Consider the following 22,484-nt stretch of genomic DNA (forward strand, 5'->3'; position numbering starts at 1 on the left):
AATCACCGTAGGTGCCCGACTTAAACTCTTTTGATGAAAAATTATTATTAATAATCAACAGGTTAGAAAACTAATCAGTCGAGCGGCCCCACTTCGCCCGTTTCTAGGCGAGCTGGAAGTTCGATGTTAGTTTCGCGGCCCTTGATTTTCGATGGATCGAACATGTCTTCGTTATTGCCATGGACCCGGTTATTGCTCTGCACCTTCCTGCTCAGTTGCATGGGCCTGAACAGTGCATCCGCCGCCCCCACGCCTGGCGATCAGGACTTGATCCGCGACCGGCAGAACCGCCTGCTCGAAGAGCAGCAGCGGCGCCTCCAGGAGCTTCAGGACCTGCCCGGCAAAGCGGACAAGCCCCAAGCCCCGGCAACCCCGGCTGACACCCGTTGCTTCCCGATCAAAACCATCGAACTCAAAGGCGCCGACAGCCTGCCGGCGCCCGACCGCGAGCGCTTGCTCAAGCCCTACATCGGCCAGTGCCTGGGCGTGTCCCAGCTGAACGACCTGCTCAAAACCATCACCGACTACTATCTCGGCAAAGGCCGCGTCACCAGCCGTGCCTACCTGCCGCAGCAAGACCTCTCCACCGGCCATCTGCAAGTGCTGGTGGTGGAAGGCAAGCTCGAAGCCCTGCGCAGCGCCGAAGGCAGCACGGTGACCGACCGCGAACTGGCCATGGCCTTTCCCGGCAAAGTCGGCGAAGCACTTAACCTGCGTGAAATCGAGCAACTGGTGGACCAGCTCAACCGCCTGCCGTCCAAACAGGCGCAGATGGAACTCACCCCCGGCAAGCAAATCGGCGGCAGCGACGTGGTGGTCAAGAACACCGCGCAAAAGCCCTGGCGCGCCAGCCTGTCGCGCAACAACGACGGGCAGAAAAGCACTGGCGAACAGCAATGGGGCGCTGGCCTTGAGTGGGACAGCCCACTCGGCCTGGGTGACCAACTGATGCTGCGCGGCGGCCACGACGCCATCAGCGACCACCAGAAAACCTCGAAAAACACCATGCTCTACTACAACGTGCCCTGGGGCTGGTGGAACTTCAGCTACACCTACAGCGAAAGCGACTACCGCACCTACGGCGTCACCGACGGCTTCAAATACAAGCAGGACGGCGACAACCAGAACCACCAACTGCGCGCCGAGCGTGTGATCCACCGCGATGACGTCAGCAAGACCTCGGTCAACGTCGGCCTGGCGCACCTGCGCACCAACAACTACATCCTCGACGTGCGCACCGCGCCCAGCAGCAACCGCCTCAGCGAACTGCAACTGGGCGTCAACCACGGGCGGCGCATCGGCAGTGCCTTCGTCAACCTGGACCTGGGCATGCAAAGCGGCATCGGCCTGCTCGACGCCCAGGCCCAAGACGAGCGTGACCTAGCAGGCCGTCGCCAACCGAACTCGCGCTACCGCAAATACACCGCCACGGTCAGCTACCTGCAACCCTTCAGCCTGTGGGGCGAGTCGTTCAGCTTCAGCAGCCTGGCCACCGGGCAGCGCAGCGAAGACCCGCTGTTTTCGCCGCAACGCATGAGCCTCGGCGGCTCGGCCTCGGTGCGCGGTTTCAAGGACCAATTGCTGACCGGCGACAGCGGCGGCTACTGGCGCAACGAAGTGCGCTGGGCACGCCCGGTGACCCTCGACTGGATGCGCCCGGCCTTCTTCGAATACGGCGCCAGCGTTGGTTACGACCAGGGCGTGATCCGCAACGACCGCTACAACGACAACGTTCATGGCCGGGTGTCCAGCAACTCCCTGGAGCTGTTCGCCCGTGGCAAACACGTCAGCACCAGCGTGACCTTTGCCCATTCGTTAGAAAGACCTGGTGTGGTGACCGAGCGCGAAGCGCCGATCTATTTCCGCATGGATTTCTTCCTGTAATTCAACGCCCCGCTGCATGAGAGCCTGACAATGGATGTTCGCCAATTCGCCTTCCTGGCCCGCCAACCTTCTGCCGCCCTGAAGCGCCGGGACGCGTTCTTCGGCCTGCCCAAGCGCGGGCTGGCGTTGATCCTTGCCAACGCACTGTTCTGGCAGCCGCTGCTGGCCCAGGCCGAAGGCATAGTGGTCAGTGCGCCGGGCACCACCGTGGGCGCGGCGGGCAATGGCGTGCCGGTGGTCAACATCGCCACCCCCAATGGCGCGGGCCTTTCCCATAACCAGTTCAAGGACTACAACGTCGGCCCCAACGGCGTGATCCTCAACAACGGCAACAGCGCCATGGTCAACACCCAACTGGGCGGGATCATTGTCGGTAACCCCAACCTCAAGGGCGGCGCGGCGAACGTCATCCTCAACGAAGTCAACGGCGGCAGCCCCAGCCAGTTGCGCGGCTACACCGAAGTGGCGGGGCAGTCGGCCAAGGTCATTGTCGCCAACCCGTACGGCGTGACGTGCAGCGGTTGCGGCTTTATCAACACCCCCAACGTCACCCTCACCACCGGCAAACCGGTGCTCGACGCCAGCGGCCAATTGCAGCGCTATGAAGTGGATGGCGGCGCCGTGACCATCGACGGCGAAGGCTTGAACGCCAGCAACGTCGAACGTTTCGACATCATCACCCGCTCGGCCAAGATCAACGCACAAATCAACGCCCGCGAACTCAACGTGATCGCCGGGCGCAACGACGTCGATGCGCAAAGCCTGAAAACCACCGCCCGTGCCGATGACGGCAGCGCCAAACCCGAGTTGGCAATCGACTCCTCGGCCCTGGGCGGCATGTATGCCGGCGCGATCAAACTGGTGGGCACCGAGGCCGGTGTGGGCGTGAAGCTCGACGGCACCCTGGCGGCCAGTGGTGGCGATATTCAGCTCGACGCCAACGGGCGCCTGAGCATGGCGCAAACGGTGACCACCGGTAACGTCAAAGTCACCGCGCAAAACGTCGACCTCACCGACAAGGTCTACGCCAACGGCAACGTGCAGGTCACCAGCGCCCAGGCGCTGGTCAACCGCAAGAGCATCGCCGCCGGCCAGCGCATCGAGATCAACGCGGCCAGCGTGAACAACCCCGGCATCATCGAAGCCGGCGTCGCCGCCGATAACAGCCGCAACACCACCGGCGATCTGGTGGTGAACGCGCAAACCGTCACCACCAGCGGCAACCTGCTGGCCAGCCGTGCACTGGCGATCACCGCCGCGCAGGCGCTGACCAACCAGGGCGCGATCATCCAGGCCAAGGCCGTCGAGGTCAGCAGCGCCAAACTCACTAACCAGGGTGCCACTGCGCGCCTGTTCGGTGAGCAGAGCCTGGCGATCAACTCGCCGGCCATCGTCAACCTCGGCGGCCTGATCCGCTTCGGCGAAGGCCAGGCCGCCACGCTCAACAGCGCATCGCTGGACAACCGCCAGGGCCGTATAGAAATGGCCGGCGGCAGCCTGGCGCTCACCAGTGCCGAATTGAACAACAGCGGCGGGCAAGTTATCGCCAACGACCTGACCGTCAACGCCGGCAGCCTGAACAACCAGAACGGCGTACTGGTGGCCAGGACCGCGACCGTCACTGCCAGCAACCTCGACAACAGCCTCAAGGGCCTGATCCAGGCCGACGGCGGCGCGCTCAACCTCGCCGTTTCCAACACCTTCAACAACAATCAGGGTTTCGCCCAGGCCAGCACCGATCTGAACGTTACGGCCGGCACCCTCAGCAGCAACGCAGGCGGCGTACTGAGCGCCGACACCGGCAAGCTCACCCTCACCGCCGCACAACAGCTCAACAACGCCCAGGGCCGCTTGCAGGCCGGGCAGGGCGATATCGAACTGCACGCCGCCAACCTGGATAACCAGGGCGGCACGATCGTCGGCAAGCAACTGCTGCTCGACGTGGCCGGCGGCGACATCGACAACCGCGCCGGGCGCGTGTTGGGCGACCACCTCGACGTGCGTGCCTCGGGCCTCGACAACCGCAACGCCGGCCTGCTGGCCGGTGGCGCCCAGGGCGTAAGCCTGCTGCTCAAAGGCCCGGGCCAGTTGCTCAACGCCCAGGGCCGCATCCAGAGCGAGGGCCTGCTGCAACTGCAAGGCGAGCGCTTGGACAACAGCGCCGGCATCCTGCTGGGCCAGACCGTCGACGTCACCGCGCAGACCTTCACCAACAGCAAAAAAGGCGCGCTGATCAGCGATGGCGGCGACGTGGTGCTCAAGGTCAGCGACCTGCTCACCAACGTCGGCGGCCAGATCGACGCGGGCGAGCGCAGCGTGCTGGTCAAGCAACTCACCACCCTCAATAACGACGGCGGCACCCTGCGCGGCAAGCGCCTGGACATCGCCGCTCAGCACCTGAACAACGACAACGGCCAACTGTTGGCCGGCGCCGAAGGCCTGAGCTACAGCGGCCAGGATGTGAGCAACCGCAAGGGCCTGATCCTCAGCGGCGGCGCGCTCACCGAACTGAACACCACCCGCCTGGATAACCAGGGCGGTACCGTGCAGGGCGACAGCCTGACCGTCACCGCCAACAGCGTCGACAACGCCAGCGGCGGCCTGATGGCAAGCCTGGTCGGCAACCTGCAACTGACCGTAGAAGCCCTGGCCAACCGTGGCGGCAAACTGTTCGGCAAAGAACAAGTGACCGTCAGCGGCGCCACCCTCGACAACAGCGCGGGCGGCCAGGTCAGCGGCAATCAGATCAACCTGACCTCACGCGACACCCTCAGCAACCAGGGCGGCCTGATCGAAGCCAACCAGGGCCTGACCCTCACCGGCGGCAACCTGGACAACAGCGCCAGCGGGCAACTGCGGGCCCTGGGCGGCGCCAGCAGCAAACTCAACCTCAGCGGTGCGTTGAACAACCAGAACGGCACCCTCGAATTCGGCAGCCAGGCCTTCAGCCTTGACGCCGCCAGCCTCAACAACCAGAACGGCATGCTGCAACACGCCGGCACCGGCCTGTTCCACCTCAACACCGCCAGCCTCGCAGGCAGCCAAGGCAATATCCAGGGCATGGGCAGCGCCGACTGGGCATTCGGTAAAGTCGACGGCCTGGGCCGCGTGCAACTCAACGACGTGCTCACCTACAAGAGCGACCAAGGGCTGGCCCTCAAGGCCGGCGACCGCATGGCCAGCGCCAAGGGCTTGATCCTCAACGTGGCCAGCCTGGACAACGGCGGCGAACTGCTCAGCGACGGCGACATCAGCATCACCACCGGCGATATGAGCAATAGCGGCCGCGTCTCGGCCCTGCAAACACTCACCGTCGCCGCCAACAACCTCAGCCAGAACGGCGGCCGCCTGGCAGCCACCAATGCGCGCCTGACCCTGGGCGGCACCCTGGACAACCTCGGTTTCCTCACCGCCCGCCAGCAACTGGACATCGCCGCCGCGCAAATCAACAACCGTGGCACCCTCGGTGCCCAGGGTGCAGTGAACCTCACCGCAGTCAACAGCATCACCAATGCCGCCAACACGCTGCTGTTCAGCGGCGGCGACATGACCTTGCGCAGCAATGGCTTCAGCAACAGCTATGGCGATGTCTACAGCAAAGGCAACCTGAGCTTCGCCGCTCGCGATGGCGGGCGTGCCGTGCTGTTCAGCAACCGCTCCGGTACCGTTGAAAGCGAAGGCTCGATCGGCATCAATGCGGGCTTTATCGAAAACGCCAAAGATGAATTCGAACTCGGGCAAACGCTGACCACCGGCAGTTTGAGTTGGATCTGTGGCCAGCACTGCGGCGAGAGCGACAACTGGGAACGTGGCGAGATCACCATCTACGAGACGTACCTTGAGGCGGCGACCAAGGACTCGGTAGCGGCGCGCCTGGTGGCGGGCAAAAACATGCTGCTGCAAGGCGACACGGTGCAGAACCGCTACAGCCTGATGGCCGCCAATGGCGACCTGAGCATCACCGCCGGTGACCTGCTCAACCAGGGCGCCGCCACGCGCACGGGCCAGCGCAAGCTTGTCATCGGCACGCCAGGTCACGTCTCCGACGATTTGTTTGAACGCATGCAATACGTCGACGTGCCCGCGTTCAATGCGGCCACGGCGGCTGGGAATTTCGACAAGGCGCGCTTCGAAGAACTCAAAAGCCGCTCACCCAATAGCCTGCCGTTCGCCTACGCAAGTGACGTCACCACCTGGACCAACAACAGCGGCCCCGGCTACGACGCCACCCTGCAAGCGGGCGGCACGGTCAACCTCAACGTCGCCCGCACCCTGCAAAACGGTACGCTGCACAACAACACCCTGGCGCAGTTGACCGGCACCCTCGGCGACGACCAGACCGGCATCCCCGTCGGCGGCATCAATATCAACCTGAGCAAACACGTCAACGACCCGAGCGCCCAGGCGCCGGGCAGCGTATTGCCCGTCGTGGGCGTGGCCCCCGGTGGCGGCTTCGTACCGGTGGACTACACCGGCACCGCCTTCGCCCCGGTCGACCCCACCACCTCGCCCACCTTCCAACTGCCCAAGGGCGAGTACGGCCTGTTCGTCAAAAACGCCGACCCTACCAGCCACTACCTGATCGAGACCAACCCCGAGTTCACCTCGGTGTCGGGCTTCTTCAGCTCCGACTACATGCTCGGCAAACTCGGCTTCACCGCCGACAACGCCTGGCGCCGCCTCGGTGACGGCCAGTACGAAACCCGCCTGATCCGCGACGCCGTCCTCGCGCAAGCCGGCCAACGCTTCCTCGCCGGCGGCCTGTACAGCGACGCCGACCAGTTCCGCTACCTGATGGACAACGGCCTCGCCAGCAAAGACGCCCTGCGCCTGAGCCTGGGCGTGGCCCTCACCGACCAGCAAGTCGGCGCACTGACCCACGACATCGTGTGGATGGAAAACCGCGTCATCGACGGCCAGACCGTCCTCGTACCGGTGCTGTACCTGGCCCAGGCCGACTCGCGCAACGTGCGCGGCAACAGCCTCATCCAGGGCCGCGACCTCAACCTGGTCACCGGCGGCGACCTGATCAACGTCGGCACCTTGCGCGCCAGCAACAACCTCTCCGCCATCAGCAGCGGCAGCATCTACACCGGCGGCCTGGTCGAAGCCGGCAACAACCTCAACCTGCTCGCCCAGGACAGCATCCGCAACGCCATGGCCGGCGAAATCCGCGGCAAACAAGTCAGCCTCACGGCCCTCAAAGGCGACATCACCAACGAAACCACCGCCATCCAGGTACGTGACGGCGCCGGCATGCGCACCCTCACCGACACCAGCGCCGGCACCATCGTCGCCCGCGAAAACCTCGCCATCGACGCCGGCCGCGACCTCACCAACCGAGGCGCACTGGTAGCGGGCAACGACGCTAACTTAACCGCCGGCCGCGACCTCAACCTCATCGCCGCCAGCGACACCAGCGTCAAACACGAGACCCGCAACGGCGGCGAGAAATCCAGCATCACCACCGACGTCAAAAACCTCGCCGCCAGCGTCACGGCGGGCGGCAACCTCAACATGCAGGCCGGGCAAGACGTCAACATCATCGGCAGCACCGCCACCGCCGGCAAAGACCTCAACATCGCCGCCGGCCGCGACCTCAACGTCGCCTCGGTCAGCGACATGCACAACGTTGAGGGCAAGGAAAAGGACGGCAAAAAACGCATCAAGACCTCGGACGACCAGACCACTCAAGTGGCGAGCGTGCTGACGGCGGGTGGGGATTTTGTCAGCCAGGCGGGGCGTGACACCACGATCGTGGCGAGCAGGATCAGTGCGGGGAATGAGGCTTATCTGTATAGCGGGGATAAGTTGAGTTTGTTGGCTGCGCAGAACAGCACCTACAGCCTTTACGACATGAAGGAGAAGGGGGGCTGGGGCGCGAAGAAGACCAAGCGTGATGAGGTGACCCACGTTACAAATGTGGGGACTGAGATCAAGACTGGTGGTGATCTGTCGCTGGTCAGTGGCGGTGATCAGCTGTATCAGCGGGCCAAGCTTGAGAGCGGTAAGGACCTGGCCATCACCAGTGGCGGCGCGGTGACCTTCGAGGCGGTCAAAGACCTGCACCAGGAGAGCCACGAGAAGAGCAAGAGTGACCTGGCGTGGACCAGCGCGAAGGGCAAGGGGAATACCGACGAGACGTTGCGCCAAAGTGAGTTGAAGGCACAGGGTGAGTTGGCGATCAAGGCGGTTAACGGGCTGAAGATCGACATTAAACAGATTGATCAGAACACGGTTAGCCAGACGATTGATGTGATGGTCAAAGCAGACCCACAGTTGGCTTGGTTGAAAGAAGCCGAGAAGCGTGGGGATGTGGATTGGCGGCATGTGAAGGAGTTGCACGACTCCTTTAAATACAGCCACTCCAGCCTCGGCCAAGGCGCAATGCTGGCAATTATCATCGTTGTCACCGTGTTGACGGCGGGAGCGGCCAGTGCGCTAGCTGCTTCGGCAGGTAGCGCTGTAGGGGCCGGCTCCACTATGGCTGCCGCGACAGCCGCTACCGCTGCGACGTCGACCACCGCAGCAGTCGCAGGAACTGCAGCAGGGTTGGGCAACGTCATCGCGACTGCCTCGTTGACCTCGCTTGCCAGTACCGGCGTCGTCAGCACCATAAACAATAAAGGCAACTTGGGGGCCGCATTCAAGGAAACCTTCAGCAGCGACAGCTTGAAGCAGTCACTGATCGCGGGCGCTTCTGCGGGCTTTGTGAATTACGCCAGTGGCAATTGGTTTGGCGCGCAGAGCGACCCTGTAACTAACAAGGTAAGTGGACCAAGCGTCGTACCCCATTGGAATGACCCCGCAGCGATTGGCCGTTTTGGAACGATCCAATTGGCTGGCGGTGCCGTGCGCGGAACGCTCTCTGAAGCTCTTGGACAAGGCAGCTTCAAGGATGCAATGAAGGGCAGCCTTTTCGATGTAATGCAGGCGACCGCGTTCACCGGCGTTGGTGATTTTGGTAATGCCTTCAAACTTCAAGACAGCGACCTGAGCAAAACTGCACTGCATGCTGTTGTAGGTGGTTTGCTTTCAGAAGCAATGGGCGGCGACTTTAAAACGGGAGCGATGGCTGCGGGTGCTAACGAAGCCCTTATTGTGGCGTTGGATAAGTCGCCTTTGCTCAGTGGCAATGATCCAGCGGAACACGATCGTCTGGTCAATGCGGCTTCGAAACTGGTGGGATTGCTCGCTGCCGCGAGTGTTGATGGCGATGTCGCCATGGGCTCGGAAATCGCTGGGAATGCACAGTCATACAACCGCAAGTTGCACGTTCAAGAAGAGAAACGACTGGCCCAAGAGGCCAAGAGTTTAGATGCCACCAAAGGTCAAAGCCGATCTGGTTTTGAGTGGGATGCGCTCCTAACGTTTGTTGCCGGAGGCGAGGTCGATCAGAAAACCAACAATGAGCTTCAAGGGATTCTGGCCGGTTACGGTCCTTCTAACCCTGAAGGGCAAGCATTAGGTGACGACCTGACTGTTGCGCGGGGAGTTATCACCAAGCTGCAAAACGAGAAAGTCCTGCTGACCTGGGGAGATGGCAGCCCCATTGTTGCCAACGGGGATCAGGTCGTTGCGTTCAAGTCCACAGAAAAGCAGTACAAGGATTCGCTGCTGTTCAATCCTTCAAGTAACACAACCTACAACAACGAACCTGGTGGCATGGGTGTTGTGCCTGATGCGTGGTCCGAGCAATACGGAGAGCGTACGGCTATCACGAAACTCCCTGAGATCGCCGCGCTCAGTTCTGACGCCGCCTCCCAAGCAGAGCAAATAGACCGGCTACGTGTTTTGGCAAGTGGTGGCATTAATTCAGATATTGATCTCAAGCTGCTTGCTGAGCTTATGCCCATAGGTGGAGTAGGCAAGGGAGCATTGTTAAGCGCAATCAAAGAGTTGGCCGCGCGCGACGCATTAGCGGTTAAAGGTACGGAGGCTATCGCTGGCAAGGCTGCAGAAACTGTTGCCGGAAAGGGCATTGAGTCAGCCGCTGGTAAAGGCTTGGATGCGGCGGCGGGTAAGGGGACTGAACAGTTTGCCAACCAAGCACAGGCCAAATTAGCAGGCTATAGCCCATGCTGTTTTGCAGCCGGGACTATGGTCGCCACCCCTGATGGTGAACGAGCCATTGACGCGCTCAGGGTGGGCGACGTCGTCTGGACTAAACCTGAAGAAGGCGGTGAGCCGTTCGCGTCGAAGGTCTCAGCAACCCACATTCGCACGGATCAACCGATCTATCAGCTGACGCTTGTGAAGAACGGCAGTGCCGGTCAAGGTATCACTGAGACTCTGCAAGTGACGCCGGGTCATCCGTTCTACGTGCCTAAGCGCAAAGGCTTTGTGCCACTTATAGAGCTCAAGCCGGGTGATCAACTGCAGTCGTTGGGGGATGGGGCGACTCAAGAGGCTTCGATCTCCGTTGTATCAATAAAGCTGCTGCAGTCGCAGGGTAAAACGTACAACCTGACGGTGGATATTGGACATACGTTCTATGTTGGCAAGCTAAGTACCTGGGTACATAACATTGGGCCTTGTTATACCTGTAATGCGGGAAGCTGTTCGATTCATGAGGTGCCTTCTGCCGGATCGCCTGTAAGCGAAAGCCACACTGACCGGACGTTTCAAGAGCTTGTGCCTGACGGCAAAGTGCCTAGCGTTCGTAACGGCGCTTTCACACGTTGGTTTGACGACCTGTCGCCAGCAGAGCTAGACGTGCTTTGGGAAAACAGGGCTACCCGAGAGGCAATTGAGGCGAGAATTCGTCAGCCAGGAGGTTTGCATGAGTGGTGTATGGTTTGTCGCGCTCCTGAATTCAAACAATGGGGGGTGCCGATGAGTGAAATTCAGCGTTTCAGAACAAAAACATCCGAATTGACATGGGTCAACCCTATTGATGGGGTACCAGGCGGTCACGGTGGGAATGCTTCAGGTGCTTTCCATAATGAGCTAAAAGCTGTTATTGATAACAGTAAGTCCCTAAACGAATTTAATAAGGGCGTAACGGCATTGCGCGATCGATGGAAAATCGATCCTTCTCTTTTGCCGGAGTTACCAAGAGGAAGAAATTAATGCCTACCCTTTTAAATGACTGGTGCGCTTTTTGTGAGGGAAGAACTTATTTTGATAAGTCGCATTTTTTAGCTCTGTTCAAAGTACATTCTTCTCTAACTGAAATTACTGAAGCGTTAAGCTATTTTCCTCAAGCTGACAGTTTGGTATCGCGCGTGAATGAGGTGATCCAAGCTGGTACGCTTGAAGATAAGTTATATCTATGCCCGACGATTGAATCTAGCGACTTTGAATTGATGCAAAAGGCAAAACTCTGGTTGCAAGCTCAGGCAAGTTTCTGTAAGTCTCTTGGAGACGACGAGTTATACGGGATATGCCAACGTGCAAAACTGTTGTATGGAAGTAAAGATCAATTTAACGATTATGATAAATTAGACGTTCCCAGCAACTGGATACTTGAACTGGTGGGGGATCAGGTCAGGGATTGCAGGTTGCTAAAAACAGAGCAAGAGTACGCACTGTTTGAGGCCCTTTACGGAGTTGCCGCTGATTATTATTTGGCTTGGTATATGGGGCAGCCTTTAATAAATCTGGATTTTGACTTTCGTTCATATTTCGAATTTTGGCGCTTAGGCGGTATTGGGTATCTCAGTGAAGATAAGTTCTTTGTTTGTCGAAAATAAAAGAGTGGGGGAAATGTATTTAGATCTGTTATGGCAGTACAAGACCTATTAGATAATATCTATCCCCCCTAAAAAAGGGGAGATTCGAGGGCGGAAAGTGATTACAGAAAGAACTGATCGTTACAGTGATGAACTTTTAGGGTTTGTAATCACCTGTCTGTTCTGCGAGGCTATTGATAGATTGGAGTTACAATCGTGGTGCGCAGGATTTTTAGGGGAGGAGGGAGCTCCAGATTTTTTATATGATTTGATTGAATTTGATGAGCCTATTTTCAAGATCTACAAAGTAATTGGCTATGTTCCAAATTGGAGTCGCTCTAAAAACGAGGAATATGCTTTATATGGAATAGCACTGCTCCGTGGCACGGTACCCTACGATATGCCGCTTTCGGCTACCGAAATGTTGGACGAGCTAGCCCGGTTGCCAGCGATACAGCATATGTTTCGTAAAGTATTTCCAAGTGTTGTATTTTAAAAGGTAGGATAGATTTTTTTGGGGTAGAGATGAGGGTGTGTTAGCAATAATGTGGAAATGAAAAAAGGGGACTAAAAAATGGGACAAATTTATTTAAATTAAAGTTGAAAAGCCTATTAAATAAATCTGTCCCATTTTGTTGGAACATTACCGCCGAATAAAGCTGGCTTAACTAAGCCAATGTCTGAGGTGAAGGTGGATCCGGTGGATTGGGGGGATAAATGATTAATATTAATTTTGAGACGGGCGAGATATTAACTCTACCTTTAAATGGTTTTGTTGGTGCAAGTTTGAAAGGGTTGCAGTTGCATCGCGCTATATTTGATGAGCTTAATATTGGAAGTGCCGACTTTTCTGGTTCGAATCTGAGAAGTGCCTCATTTGTTAACGCGTTTATAGATCGAGCTATATTTGATCGAGCAGCTCTGATGAATTCAAATTTTATGAATTCAGTTATGAGTAATACTTCTTTCGCAGGCGCAATGGCAGCATTTGCTGATTTTGCCGGTGCAAATCTTTCATGTGCAAGTTTTGATGGTGCTGATATTGGTGGTGCTAGCTTTATTAGATCAAATTTATGTGGCGCTGATCTTTGTGCAAATAGAATCGAAGAGGCGTTTTTTTTGGGCGCTACGTATAATGACGCTACTGTCTGGCCAAGTGGGTTTCGACCAGAAAGTTATGGTGCGATTAAAGTGCTTAAACGAGAGTAGAAAAGGGGGGCGTTATTTATGTTAGAGTTGAAAAGCATATTAAATAAATCTGTCCCCTTTTTCTATCGTGGTTGTATTTGATGTCGATGCTAAACTCCATAGTGAAATTATGGCTAACGCAGTTCCTCAACGTCCGATTCCAGGAGTCAACCGAGACCCGTCAGCGCCTAAAATTGTAGATCCGACCAACCTGGGACAGCCCTGGAACTTCCTAAGGTGTGGGAATCGTTGCTTGAAAAGCACTCAAGCAACGCCCGCATTTACGCTCATGAAGAATTTTTAAAGGAGTTCGGGAATTGAATTTAAATAAAGAAGTGCTTGATGGTTTATGGTCTGGTGAGAAAAGTATCTGTTTTTTTGTAAGTGGTGCTAAGTGTTATTGGGTTTTGGATTATAAGTATAACTTTTCATTGGATGCGGAAAAAGACTATCGCGCATATTTGGATAAAGGGCATATAACCCAGGCGCAGTATGAAGAAGCGTGTAGGGTGTTCCGTGGTGGAATTTTAAAGCTAACAGCCGATAATTTTTCGCAGTATCTAAATAGTGTTAGTGAAGGTGTGTTGACGGGTGAAGACCTTTCAAAAATTTTTGAGCTGGATGACGACTGTAGTTTACCCCGGTTGTTGAAAGAGGTTGAGGGCTACTTTTTGTCAGGCGCGAGTTTGAGTGCGGATATATTCGGTCTTGTTGGCCGTGTAGCGTCTAGGTTGCCCGTATTCTATATTAATTTTGATAGAAGAATATATATGCATATGGATCAAGACCGATTCCACGAGGAACTCTCATATTCTGATTGGACATCCAAGTGTTCAGATTTTAGTTTTTTAATACCAGATGCTGAGAGATATTGGATGAAGAGCGGTGATCTCTGGAAGTTTCGCTATGTTTAGTCGTGGTGTTGAGGCGATTTATTCGTGAATCTGACACAAAAATGGCCTTTCGTCGTGCTATAACTAAGGTGGGCGTCAAGATTTGATGGGCGAAGTTGCGTTTATTTAGGGGGGTAAGCCTTTTGGGTTTAGTTTTCAAGTTCGCCTAACTTTCAAGAGTGTTATGTATGAAAAAAATTTTCGTAGTTTTTTGCACTTTATTTCTGCTGGTTGGCTGCGTAACACAAGACCTGAGCATTGAAAACCGCCATAAAATCACGACTGTCACTATTTTGCCTGCCTCGTTTTCGGAGCAGCAGTTCAAGTACACCAGCATGGATCAAGCCTGGGGGGCCGGCTTAGGTGCCGGTGCCGGGGTGGCTGTGGGAATGGCATCGGATTCGTCCAAAGTCGCTACCAGTGCTATGGCTGGCGTGGGTGTGGCAGCGGGCGCGAAAGTGGCTGATGGTGGAGCTTCAAGTCCACGGCAGGCAATTTTGTTGAACTTGCAGCGTAACGAAATAGATCCAAGGCAGTTGTTCAAACAACTGTTGGAGGCACGGATCAGTGCTGAGCATTTATTCAAAGTTGAACCGGAGGGCGGCCGGGCCGATGCGCATATAGAATTTGTCGTGTCCGAATGGGGCTTTGCCTTGAAAAACTACAGTGCAGAGCTTTATCCCACAGTGGGCATTGTAGCGACCATGAAGCTCGGCGACGCAGTAGTTTGGAGGAATTTCGAAACTGTAACAGCGTTCAGTGAGGGAAATGTCCAGGCGTATACACCTCAGGAGTACGCAACAAACCCTGAAGCTCTCCGTAGCGCTTTGCAGAATGCTTTCGAGTTAGTGATAGCTAAACTAATGGCTGACTTAAACCAATAGGCGCTATAAGGGATAGAGAGAAAATGGCACAGATTTATTTAAATTTTAGCTGGGAAAGTGTATCAGATAAACCTGTCCTATTTTGTTGTGCTTAATTGCATAGGGCGCGGCGAGTTATGACGGATAAACAAGTATGTGAGCTGACGATTGATGATCTTGGTAGTTATAGCGTTTGGTTCTTTCCGATGGACGACACCGTGGAGGACGAATTAACTATACGCCCCCTCGCCGAACAGGAAACGTGCTCAGACTTTCAGATTATCGTTCGAGCTGATTTTTTTGGTGAAAATGGCTCTGTGTATTGCGGTTATTTGTATTGGGACTCCAATCTTGCAGTTGAATACTTGAGGCCTGTTGTATTGTCTGGAACGGGAGAGGCCGTAAGTTTTTGGAACGGTATAGTAACTCCCGCGTGGGAAAGTTCGGAGTTCGCCGATTTGATTAGATCCGAGTTGCCTATTTCTTATACCTCAGAACCGATTTTTGGTCTTCCTTCCATTTGCGGAAAACTGGAGGGACTTTATTATCTTTCTGATGATCAAGTTTGCTGCGTGAAATGACGAAAAAAGTGGACCGGTTTTTTGGTTGGATTGCTCACGCACAAAGCGGGCGACACAAAGGCCGCCCGATTTTCACTCAAGGAAAAGGGGACAGATTTATTTAAGTTAGAGTTGAAAGGTATATTAAATAAATCTGTCCCCTTTCGTTCAGTCCCCTTTTGTTCACAGCAAAATTGGACACATAGGTGGTGAAGCTATGGGGGGCGGAAAGTGATTATAGAAAAAACTGAGCGTTACAGTGATGAGCTTTTAGGGTTTGTAATTACCTGTCTGTTCTGCGAGGCTATTGATAGATCAGAGTTACAATCGTGGTGCGCAGGATTTTTAGGGGCGGAGGGAGCTCCAGATTTTTTATATGATTTGATTGAGTTTGATGAGCCTATTTTCAAGATCTACAAAGTAATTGGCTATGTTCCAAATTGGAGTCACTCTAAAAACGAGGAATATGCCTTATATGGAATAGCACTGCTCCGTGGCACGGTACCCTACGATATGCCGCTTTCGGCTGCCGAAATGTTGGACGAACTAGCCCGGTTGCCAGCGATACAGCATATGTTTCGTAAAGTATTTCCAAGTGTTGTATTTTAAAAGGTAGGATAGATTTTTTTGGGTTAGAGATGAGGGTGTGTTAGCAATAATGTGGAAATGAAAAAAGGAGACTGAAAAAAAGGGGAAGAATTTATTTAAGTTAGAGTTGAAAAATACCTATTAAATAAATCTGTCCCCTTTTGTTCGTGCCGCCTGCTCTGCTTGTAAATTATGGAGCACTGTACGATAAGTAGCGCCCAGCAATTGAGTCGGAGAAAAAGCGTGAAAATTAATAAATGGCTTTTAGTAGTATTATTGTCGGCCTTGGCTGGCTGCGCACCTTCCCATTCCAATTGGGAAAATGGAATGAATCTATGGGTAGGTACTCATTTCGATTCCCACCTTTACAAAGACTGCACTCGAGGATGTGGCGACTCATATTGGTCGCCTGTAAATAAAAATAAGACCTTTGATAAGGTTGTTGATGAAAACGGAGGCAGGCGGTATTACATAACTTGGATTAGAGATTGCCGATATTCGGTTTTTGTCGCTGCGGATCGGCTAATAAAGTCATGGAGATACGAAACTTCTAACGTAAAAGGATGTTATGTCTTTTAACTGCTGTTTTAAGGGTAAAGAAAAGAGAGAAAAGGGGGCGGATTTATTTAAATTAGAGTTTAAAGGTGCATTAAATAAATCAGTCCCCTTTTGTTGAGACGAACGAATTAGTATGGTTTCCAATTTCGGTGAGCTGCAGAAAACCGTGAGTTTGATAGGCGCTAAGTTGGGAGCGCCTAAGTCTATGCTGTTGGTTAGAGAGAGCTCCCCCGAAGATGGTACTCCTCACGTGGAGTTTAAAAGTGAGGGTTTTGAATATGTCTCCTCAGAAAGAGGTTATGAGATTTTCAGAAAGCACACGCATTCGCTGGATGAACTTCTCTTTTGGATAATCAGTCGTGTAGCTTTCAATATGGCGGTAGATTACGAGCTCTCCCATCGTGCTGCCGGAAAAGACTCCAGAATAATGATTTTTGAAAAGTACCTCTCGGAACTTAGTAGGATTAATAAGGAATGGGGAAAAAAAGCGTCTGATGAAATCGAGGCGGTACTGCTCGCCGCTCCATTTTCAGATAGTTGAAGTCGATGGGAATGATCAGGAAAGGTTAAGGGTTTGAGAAAAGGTGAGAAAAGGAGACAGATTTATTTAAATTAGAGTTGAAAAGCATATTAAATAAATCTGTCCCCTTTTGTTCGAAATATTTCTGTAAGGGTGGCACGGTAATGACTAAATATAAGCTTGAGTTTCGGCATAGACCTAGTGTTTCAGAGTCTATCGAAGAGAGGCATAAAGATTTTTTGAGAGCTATAGGCGATTTGGGCGTTCCGTGGAGTTTGAACGATGCCTTTGAAGTTCCCCCTATTGGAAGCGAGTTGGTGACCTCGGTGTCATTGGATAAGCTACTTCCAGTCGGCGTTAAAGGTCGAATTTCATATGCTCTGCGAGATCAGAAGTATCTCCAAGATGATGCGCAGTTTGATGATACGCTATTTATTGAATTTACAGACTCCAAAGTCGACTATTCGTATTTGTTGAAGGTTGTTTTTCCTGTTTATATAAAGGCGTTTGGCTCCTATCGCTCAGCTTTACATGATTGGAGTGTTACGAGGAGCGATTGGCCTTTAGTGTTGGAAGCTTGTGATGCTACAAAAAAAGACGTTAACGGTAGGGATGGCGTTTTTCGTATAAATGCAGCGAATTATTTCGATAAGGAGTTGTGTTTTCGCGCCTTTGAAAAAGGGCCTCGTGAACTTGTTGATTTGTTGAATGGTTATGTAGAAGAAGTGTGTGAGTTTGAAGAGGGGGTTTTGATTGTAATTAGTTATACTCCGCTTTCTGCCGACGAACTACTCAGTGCGGGTGATCGAATAAAGAGCTTAGTGGTTTGATTTTTTGTCTAGTCAAATTGGTTGGTGTATTGCAGTTTTGATTGCAAACGAAAAGGGGGCAGATTTATTTAAATTAGAGTTTAAAGGCGCACTAAATAAATCTGTCCCCTTTTTCACCTTTTTCATTTACGCAATACCTACTGGGGTAGGAGTTTGGATACAGTCCTGGTTGAAAAATCGTAAAGAGCGTGAGTCTAACGATAAAGACAGGGGCCAAGGGAATTGAGCACAAAGCGGGCGACACAAAGGCCGCCCGGTTTTCACTCAGGACGGATCGGCATTAAGCCTGCGACTGATGACATCCAGCAAATCACACCCATCGCGCAGCGGAATGGCCAGCAAGTGGGCGAAGTCTGAAAGCACTACGGCATCGCTGCTGAGTTGTTCGCGGAAGGCCAGGTTTTCCAGCAGTTGGGTGACGGCCCGAATGCGGTGCACGGCGGCGTCGTGAAGGACGTCGAGAGGTGCCTGGGTGTCGATGATCAGGGCTGGGACGGTGCAGTCGTGGCCGGTTAGGGGCATGTATCTATTCATACTTAACACTCTGTTTTTGGTGGTTGAAGCCACCACTCAATCGTCGCCAAACGAATGGGTGGCAGCTGTACGCAGGTTGGCGAACCGGCAACAGAGTAAACCGGCAGACCCGAAGGTCTCCCGCGCACAGCCGCCATAACGAGCACAGCTTTGCGGGTGCAAAAACACCTGCATGAAGCGGATTGCTTTTGCACTCTGTTGTCAGGTCGCCAAACCTGATCGCCGTATGGGCGACGGCCGGACTATAAGCCCCTCACCCAAAACCGCGCAAGGCATCACAGCAATGGCACAATGCTTCGGGCCATGCCATAAAAATGAGATCCCGCCATCATCGGCACTCTCAAAACCGCTCCACCGTTACCCACAAGGAAGAAATACATGATCAAGTTGTTCTGCAAAGCCGCTGTCGTTCTGTCCCTTGCCACGCTGTTTGGCTGTTCCTCGACGCCGTCGGTGGAGAAGATGCAGGCTGACGTGGCGAACTATTCGCTGCCCAAGGCTGCCGTGGCCGATAAAGGTTTGGTGTACGTCGTGCGCCCTAGCAATGTCGGGATGATGGTGCGGTTCAATGTGTTCCTGGATGACAAGGAAGCCGACTCGGAGATGGGTTACAACCGTGGTAACCAGTACATCTATTTTTTCGTGACGCCGGGCAAACACGTGATCAGCTCCAAGGCTGAAAACTGGGCGGACATGCCGATTGATGTCAAAGCGGGTGAGGTGGTTTACCTCAAGCAGGAAGTCGAAATGGGCTTCGCCGTGGCGCGTAACAGCCTCAAAGCGCTGAGCGAAGTCGAAGGCCGTTACCTGGTCAAGGATGCGTCCTTGGGCACCATTGCCAAAGAAAGCAAATGAGTTGAGCCAGTGTGTCGGCAGGGTCCAGGCTCTGCCGACTTCTCGTATTCACTGCAAACATTAAAGGACTGATGTGAAAAACCTCCTTTTCATTCTCCTCACCACCCTCATCCTCGGCGGCTGCGTCAGCCACCCCCTCACTCCCGAAAACCGCGCGCAGATCAAGACCGTCAAAGTCCTGCCCGTGAAGTGGGAAAAGAACATGGTGTACTTCGGCCGCGAACAGGCCTGGGGCGCGGCCCTGGGTGCCGGGGTTGGCGCGGGTGTTGGCATGACCAGCGGGGCGTCCAAGCTGGGTACTGCGGCGTTGAGTGGCGCCGGGTTTGCCGGCGGCATGAAGCTTGGGCAGTTGGCCGAGATGCCGACGCCGGTGGCTATTCTGACGGTGATGGAGGCGGAAAAACTCGATGTAGGCGTGTTGCTCAAACAGGGCTTTGTCGATGAGTTGGGTAAGACGTCGACGCTCAAGGTGGTCGGCGATGATGAGCCCGCCGATGCGCAGATTCAGCTGACTGTGTCCGAGTGGGGCTTTCGCCTGACCCAGGGTTTCAGCAGTGTGATTTATCCGACCCTTAACGTGTTAGCGCAGATGGATCGGGGCGATGAGATGATCTGGCGCACCTTTGAAGCGGTCACGCCGTTTAATGGTCAGAACGTTTATGGCTATACACCGTTAACCTACCGCACGGACCCGGAAGCTTTGCGCCGGGCGTTGACCGGGATTACGCAGATTTCTGCGCAGTACCTGGTGAAGGAGCTCAAGTAGGGCTGTGCGAAGGCTGGCTGCTGTTGGTGGGCGGGCTTGGACTAATACCAGTCAGGGTTAAGCGCAGTTCCCCTGTGGGAGCGGGCTTGCCCGCGAAGGCGGTGTGTCAGTCGCTGCATCTGTTGCTGCACTACCGCTTTCGCAGGCAAGCCAGCTCCCACATTGGATCTTCGTTGCTTTGGGCATTGCGTTCGTTTAATTGATCGGCATTGGGCTTGCCCGCGAAGGCGGTGTGTCAGTCGCTGCATCTGTTGCTGCACTATCGCTTTCGCAGGCAAGCCAGCTCCCACATTGGATCTTCGTTGCTTTGGGCATTGCGTTCGTTTAATTGATCGGCATTGGGCTTGCCCGCGAAGGCGGTGTGTCAGTCACCGCAACTACTACTGCACTAACGCTATCGCAGGCAAGCCAGCTCCCACATTGGATCTTCGTTGCTTTGGGCATTGCGTTCGTTTAATTGATCGGCATTGGGCTTGCCCGCGAAGGCGGTGTGTCAGTCGCTGCATCTGTTGCTGCACTATCGCTTTCGCAGGCAAGCCAGCTCCCACATTGGATCTTCGTTGCTTTGGGCATTGCGTTCGTTTAATTGATCGGCATTGGGCTTGCCCGCGAAGGCGGTGGGTCAGTCGCTGCATCTGTTGCTGCACTGCCGCTTTCGCAGGCAAGCCAGCTCCCACATTTGATCTTCGTTGCTTTGAGTATTGCGGTCGGCAGTAGGGTAAGCCACCCACCTATGGCCGAAACAACTTGAGAACCGCTCTCAACCCCGTAAAATGCCGCAGCCGTTGCATCACCGTCTTTCAGGGAAGAATTCAGGCCAGTGCGTTTTCAGGCTGCCTTTCTCCTTGGAAAACCCAGCAACGCTGATTTCCTCACCCAAGGAGCACCCTGTGAAGACACTGTCCAAAATCCTGCTGTCGGGCCTCACCGCCGCGGCGCTGTTGACCGTGGCCGGTTGTGCCACCGAGAGCAACCGCGCGATGCCGGTGGAGCAAGTCGCCAGCGCCCACGTTGCCTATTCCGGCGTGCGTGTGCCGATTGCCGTGGGTAAGTTCGATAACCGCTCCAGCTACATGCGCGGCATCTTCTCCGATGGCGTTGACCGTCTCGGCGGCCAGGCCAAGACCATCCTCATCACCCACTTGCAGCAGACCAACCGCTTCAGCGTGCTGGACCGCGACAACATGGGCGAAATCTCCCAGGAAGCCAAAATCAAAGGCACCGTGCAGAAGCTCAAGGGCGCTGACTATGTGGTAACTGGCGATGTGACCGAATTCGGCCGCAAAGAAACCGGCGACCGCCAGTTTTTCGGCATTCTCGGCCGTGGCAAGACCCAAGTGGCCTACGCCAAAGTCGCGTTGAATATCGTCAACATCAATACCTCCGAAGTGGTGTATTCCACCCAGGGCGCTGGTGAGTACGCGCTGTCCAACCGTGAAGTGATCGGCTTCGGCGGCACCGCCAGCTATGACTCCACCCTCAATGGCAAGGTGCTGGACCTGGCCATGCGCGAAGCGATCAACCGCCTGGTCGACGGCATCAACGCCGGCGCCTGGAACCCGCGTAACTGATCAGCCACACCACAAGGAGCAGTACACGGATGAGCAAGGCAGTGAAGTTAGCGCTGACGCTGGCAGCAGTCGCAACGGTAACCGGGTGCCAGACGGCGCCCCAGCCCCTGTATCAATGGGAGAGCTACCAGCCGCAGGTTTACGAGTACTTCAAAGGCGAGCCCAAGGAAGCTCAGGTGGAAGCACTGGAGCGCGATCTGCAGAAGATCAACGCCAGTGGCCGCAAGGCGCCGCCGGGTTACCACGCGCACCTGGGCATGCTGTACATGAACATGGGCAAGGATGACCAGATGGTGCAGGAGTTTCGCACCGAGAAGGCGCTGTTCCCCGAGTCTGCTGCGTACATGGACTTTCTGTTGAAAAACGCCAAAGCCGGAGTCGCCACCAAATGAGCCTGTTAAAACTCACCGGCGCCTTACTGGCCCTGGCGTTGCTCGGCGGTTGTGCCGCGCCCAAGACGGTTGATTATTCGGCGTACAAACAGGCGCGGCCCAAGTCGATCCTGGTACTGCCGCCGATCAATGAATCGCCGGAAGTGCAGGCGTCCTACAGCCTGGTGTCGCAAGTCACCTACCCGCTGGCCGAAGCCGGCTACTACGTGTTGCCGATTGCCCTGGTGGACGAAACCTTCCGTCAGAACGGCCTGACCACCGCCAACGATATCCAGGCCGTACAACCGGCCAAGCTGCATGACATCTTTGGTGCGGACGCGGCGCTGTACATCACCATCAGCGAGTACGGCACTCAGTACATGCTGATCTCCAGCGACACCTCGGTGACGGCCTCGGCCAAACTGGTGGACCTGCGCACCGGCACCACCCTGTGGACCGGTTCGGCGCGGGCGTCGAGCGAGGAGGGCAACAACAACGGCGGCGGCCTGGTGGGCATGCTGATCACGGCGGCGGTCAAGCAAGTGATCAACAGCTCTACCGATGCGGCGCACCCGATTGCCGGTATCACCAGTGCGCGGTTGCTGTCGGCAGGGCAGCGCACCGGCATCTTGTATGGCCCGCGTAACCCGAAATACGGCACGGACTAAGAGAACACCGCCATTCAACTGTGGGAGCTGGCTTGCCTGCGATAGCGGTGGGCCAGTGCTGGAAAGGCTGCCTGACACACCGCTATCGCAGGCAAGCCAGCTCCCACATTGATCGGGGTGAATTTCAAGGGTTTAACCCGAACCCAACCTATGTCGCGTCT

General features: G+C 55.0%; 17 protein-coding genes. 16 read left to right on the forward strand and 1 reads right to left on the reverse strand.

Annotation, left to right across the window (positions count from 1 at the left end; translation table 11 throughout):
* Nucleotides 1-162: 162 nt before the first annotated feature.
* The 11 genes from AB9N64_RS18485 (at nt 163) to AB9N64_RS18535 (ending at nt 17,558) form a co-directional block, all read left to right on the forward strand.
* Nucleotides 163-1,884, forward strand: coding sequence for a ShlB/FhaC/HecB family hemolysin secretion/activation protein (locus AB9N64_RS18485; protein WP_288856057.1), 1,722 nt, complete (start codon nt 163-165; stop codon nt 1,882-1,884).
* A 30-nt stretch (nt 1,885-1,914) separates the two neighbouring features.
* The gene (locus AB9N64_RS18490; protein ID WP_371359593.1) at nt 1,915-10,956 is read left to right on the forward strand and encodes a filamentous hemagglutinin N-terminal domain-containing protein; all 9,042 of its coding nucleotides are present in this window, start codon (nt 1,915-1,917) and stop codon (nt 10,954-10,956) included.
* On the forward strand, nt 10,956-11,579 hold the full coding sequence (locus tag AB9N64_RS18495; RefSeq protein ID WP_014716394.1) for a hypothetical protein: 624 nt from the start codon (nt 10,956-10,958) through the stop codon (nt 11,577-11,579). Before AB9N64_RS18490 ends, AB9N64_RS18495 begins: the two co-directional genes overlap by 1 nt.
* 97 nt (nt 11,580-11,676) lie before the next feature.
* Nucleotides 11,677-12,054, forward strand: coding sequence for a hypothetical protein (locus AB9N64_RS18500; RefSeq protein WP_014716395.1), 378 nt, complete (start codon nt 11,677-11,679; stop codon nt 12,052-12,054).
* A gap of 221 nt (nt 12,055-12,275) precedes the next feature.
* A complete protein-coding gene (locus AB9N64_RS18505; protein ID WP_019819564.1) occupies nt 12,276-12,767 on the forward strand; it encodes a pentapeptide repeat-containing protein in 492 nt (163 codons plus the stop codon).
* Nucleotides 12,768-13,063: 296 nt separating this feature from the next.
* A complete protein-coding gene (locus AB9N64_RS18510) occupies nt 13,064-13,660 on the forward strand; it encodes a hypothetical protein (RefSeq protein ID WP_019819566.1) in 597 nt (198 codons plus the stop codon).
* Nucleotides 13,661-13,827: 167 nt separating this feature from the next.
* A complete protein-coding gene (locus tag AB9N64_RS18515; protein ID WP_019819568.1) occupies nt 13,828-14,523 on the forward strand; it encodes a hypothetical protein in 696 nt (231 codons plus the stop codon).
* A 116-nt stretch (nt 14,524-14,639) separates the two neighbouring features.
* Nucleotides 14,640-15,083 (forward strand): hypothetical protein, encoded by a 444-nt coding sequence (locus tag AB9N64_RS18520; protein ID WP_072435749.1) that lies wholly within the window; start codon nt 14,640-14,642, stop codon nt 15,081-15,083.
* A 210-nt stretch (nt 15,084-15,293) separates the two neighbouring features.
* Complete coding sequence (locus AB9N64_RS18525; protein WP_081088332.1) at nt 15,294-15,671, forward strand: hypothetical protein; 378 nt, start codon at nt 15,294-15,296, stop codon at nt 15,669-15,671.
* Between the two features lie 670 nt (nt 15,672-16,341).
* The gene (locus tag AB9N64_RS18530; RefSeq protein WP_020302870.1) at nt 16,342-16,749 is read left to right on the forward strand and encodes an Imm63 family immunity protein; all 408 of its coding nucleotides are present in this window, start codon (nt 16,342-16,344) and stop codon (nt 16,747-16,749) included.
* Nucleotides 16,750-16,892: 143 nt separating this feature from the next.
* Complete coding sequence (locus AB9N64_RS18535) at nt 16,893-17,558, forward strand: hypothetical protein (protein ID WP_032901603.1); 666 nt, start codon at nt 16,893-16,895, stop codon at nt 17,556-17,558.
* Between the two features lie 264 nt (nt 17,559-17,822).
* Here AB9N64_RS18535 and AB9N64_RS18540 read toward each other — a convergent pair whose 3' ends face one another.
* On the reverse strand, nt 17,823-18,080 hold the full coding sequence (locus AB9N64_RS18540; protein WP_005783616.1) for a hypothetical protein: 258 nt from the start codon (nt 18,078-18,080) through the stop codon (nt 17,823-17,825).
* 474 nt (nt 18,081-18,554) lie between these two features.
* On the opposite strand from AB9N64_RS18540, the gene AB9N64_RS18545 reads away from it, so the two are divergent.
* The 5 genes from AB9N64_RS18545 to AB9N64_RS18565 all read left to right on the forward strand — a co-directional run bounded on the left by AB9N64_RS18545 (nt 18,555) and on the right by AB9N64_RS18565 (nt 22,323).
* The gene (locus AB9N64_RS18545; protein ID WP_171905465.1) at nt 18,555-18,947 is read left to right on the forward strand and encodes a DUF2846 domain-containing protein; all 393 of its coding nucleotides are present in this window, start codon (nt 18,555-18,557) and stop codon (nt 18,945-18,947) included.
* A gap of 73 nt (nt 18,948-19,020) precedes the next feature.
* Entirely contained in the window at nt 19,021-19,713 is a 693-nt protein-coding gene (locus AB9N64_RS18550; protein ID WP_014716401.1) for a hypothetical protein, read from the forward strand.
* Nucleotides 19,714-20,603: 890 nt separating this feature from the next.
* Nucleotides 20,604-21,284, forward strand: a complete 681-nt coding sequence (locus AB9N64_RS18555; protein ID WP_371359594.1) for a CsgG/HfaB family protein — start codon at nt 20,604-20,606, stop codon at nt 21,282-21,284.
* Between the two features lie 29 nt (nt 21,285-21,313).
* Entirely contained in the window at nt 21,314-21,676 is a 363-nt protein-coding gene (locus AB9N64_RS18560; RefSeq protein ID WP_032901737.1) for a DUF4810 domain-containing protein, read from the forward strand.
* Entirely contained in the window at nt 21,673-22,323 is a 651-nt protein-coding gene (locus tag AB9N64_RS18565) for a DUF799 domain-containing protein (RefSeq protein WP_005783625.1), read from the forward strand. Before AB9N64_RS18560 ends, AB9N64_RS18565 begins: the two co-directional genes overlap by 4 nt.
* The last annotated feature ends 161 nt before the right edge of the window (nt 22,324-22,484 follow it).

This window comes from Pseudomonas sp. KT_2_4 (assembly GCF_041410225.1).
In the GTDB taxonomy this organism is placed as follows: Bacteria; Pseudomonadota; Gammaproteobacteria; order Pseudomonadales; family Pseudomonadaceae; genus Aquipseudomonas; species Aquipseudomonas paracarnis.

Coding starts and splice junctions, on each gene's coding strand:
- AB9N64_RS18485 (WP_288856057.1), top strand. CDS start 163: ATGTCTTCGTTATTGCCATGGACCCGGTTATTGCTCTGCACCTTCCTG.
- AB9N64_RS18490 (WP_371359593.1), top strand. CDS start 1,915: ATGGATGTTCGCCAATTCGCCTTCCTGGCCCGCCAACCTTCTGCCGCC.
- AB9N64_RS18495 (WP_014716394.1), top strand. CDS start 10,956: ATGCCTACCCTTTTAAATGACTGGTGCGCTTTTTGTGAGGGAAGAACT.
- AB9N64_RS18505 (WP_019819564.1), top strand. CDS start 12,276: ATGATTAATATTAATTTTGAGACGGGCGAGATATTAACTCTACCTTTA.
- AB9N64_RS18515 (WP_019819568.1), top strand. CDS start 13,828: ATGAAAAAAATTTTCGTAGTTTTTTGCACTTTATTTCTGCTGGTTGGC.
- AB9N64_RS18520 (WP_072435749.1), top strand. CDS start 14,640: ATGACGGATAAACAAGTATGTGAGCTGACGATTGATGATCTTGGTAGT.
- AB9N64_RS18530 (WP_020302870.1), top strand. CDS start 16,342: ATGGTTTCCAATTTCGGTGAGCTGCAGAAAACCGTGAGTTTGATAGGC.
- AB9N64_RS18535 (WP_032901603.1), top strand. CDS start 16,893: ATGACTAAATATAAGCTTGAGTTTCGGCATAGACCTAGTGTTTCAGAG.
- AB9N64_RS18540 (WP_005783616.1), bottom strand. CDS start 18,080: ATGCCCCTAACCGGCCACGACTGCACCGTCCCAGCCCTGATCATCGAC.
- AB9N64_RS18545 (WP_171905465.1), top strand. CDS start 18,555: ATGCAGGCTGACGTGGCGAACTATTCGCTGCCCAAGGCTGCCGTGGCC.
- AB9N64_RS18560 (WP_032901737.1), top strand. CDS start 21,314: ATGAGCAAGGCAGTGAAGTTAGCGCTGACGCTGGCAGCAGTCGCAACG.
- AB9N64_RS18565 (WP_005783625.1), top strand. CDS start 21,673: ATGAGCCTGTTAAAACTCACCGGCGCCTTACTGGCCCTGGCGTTGCTC.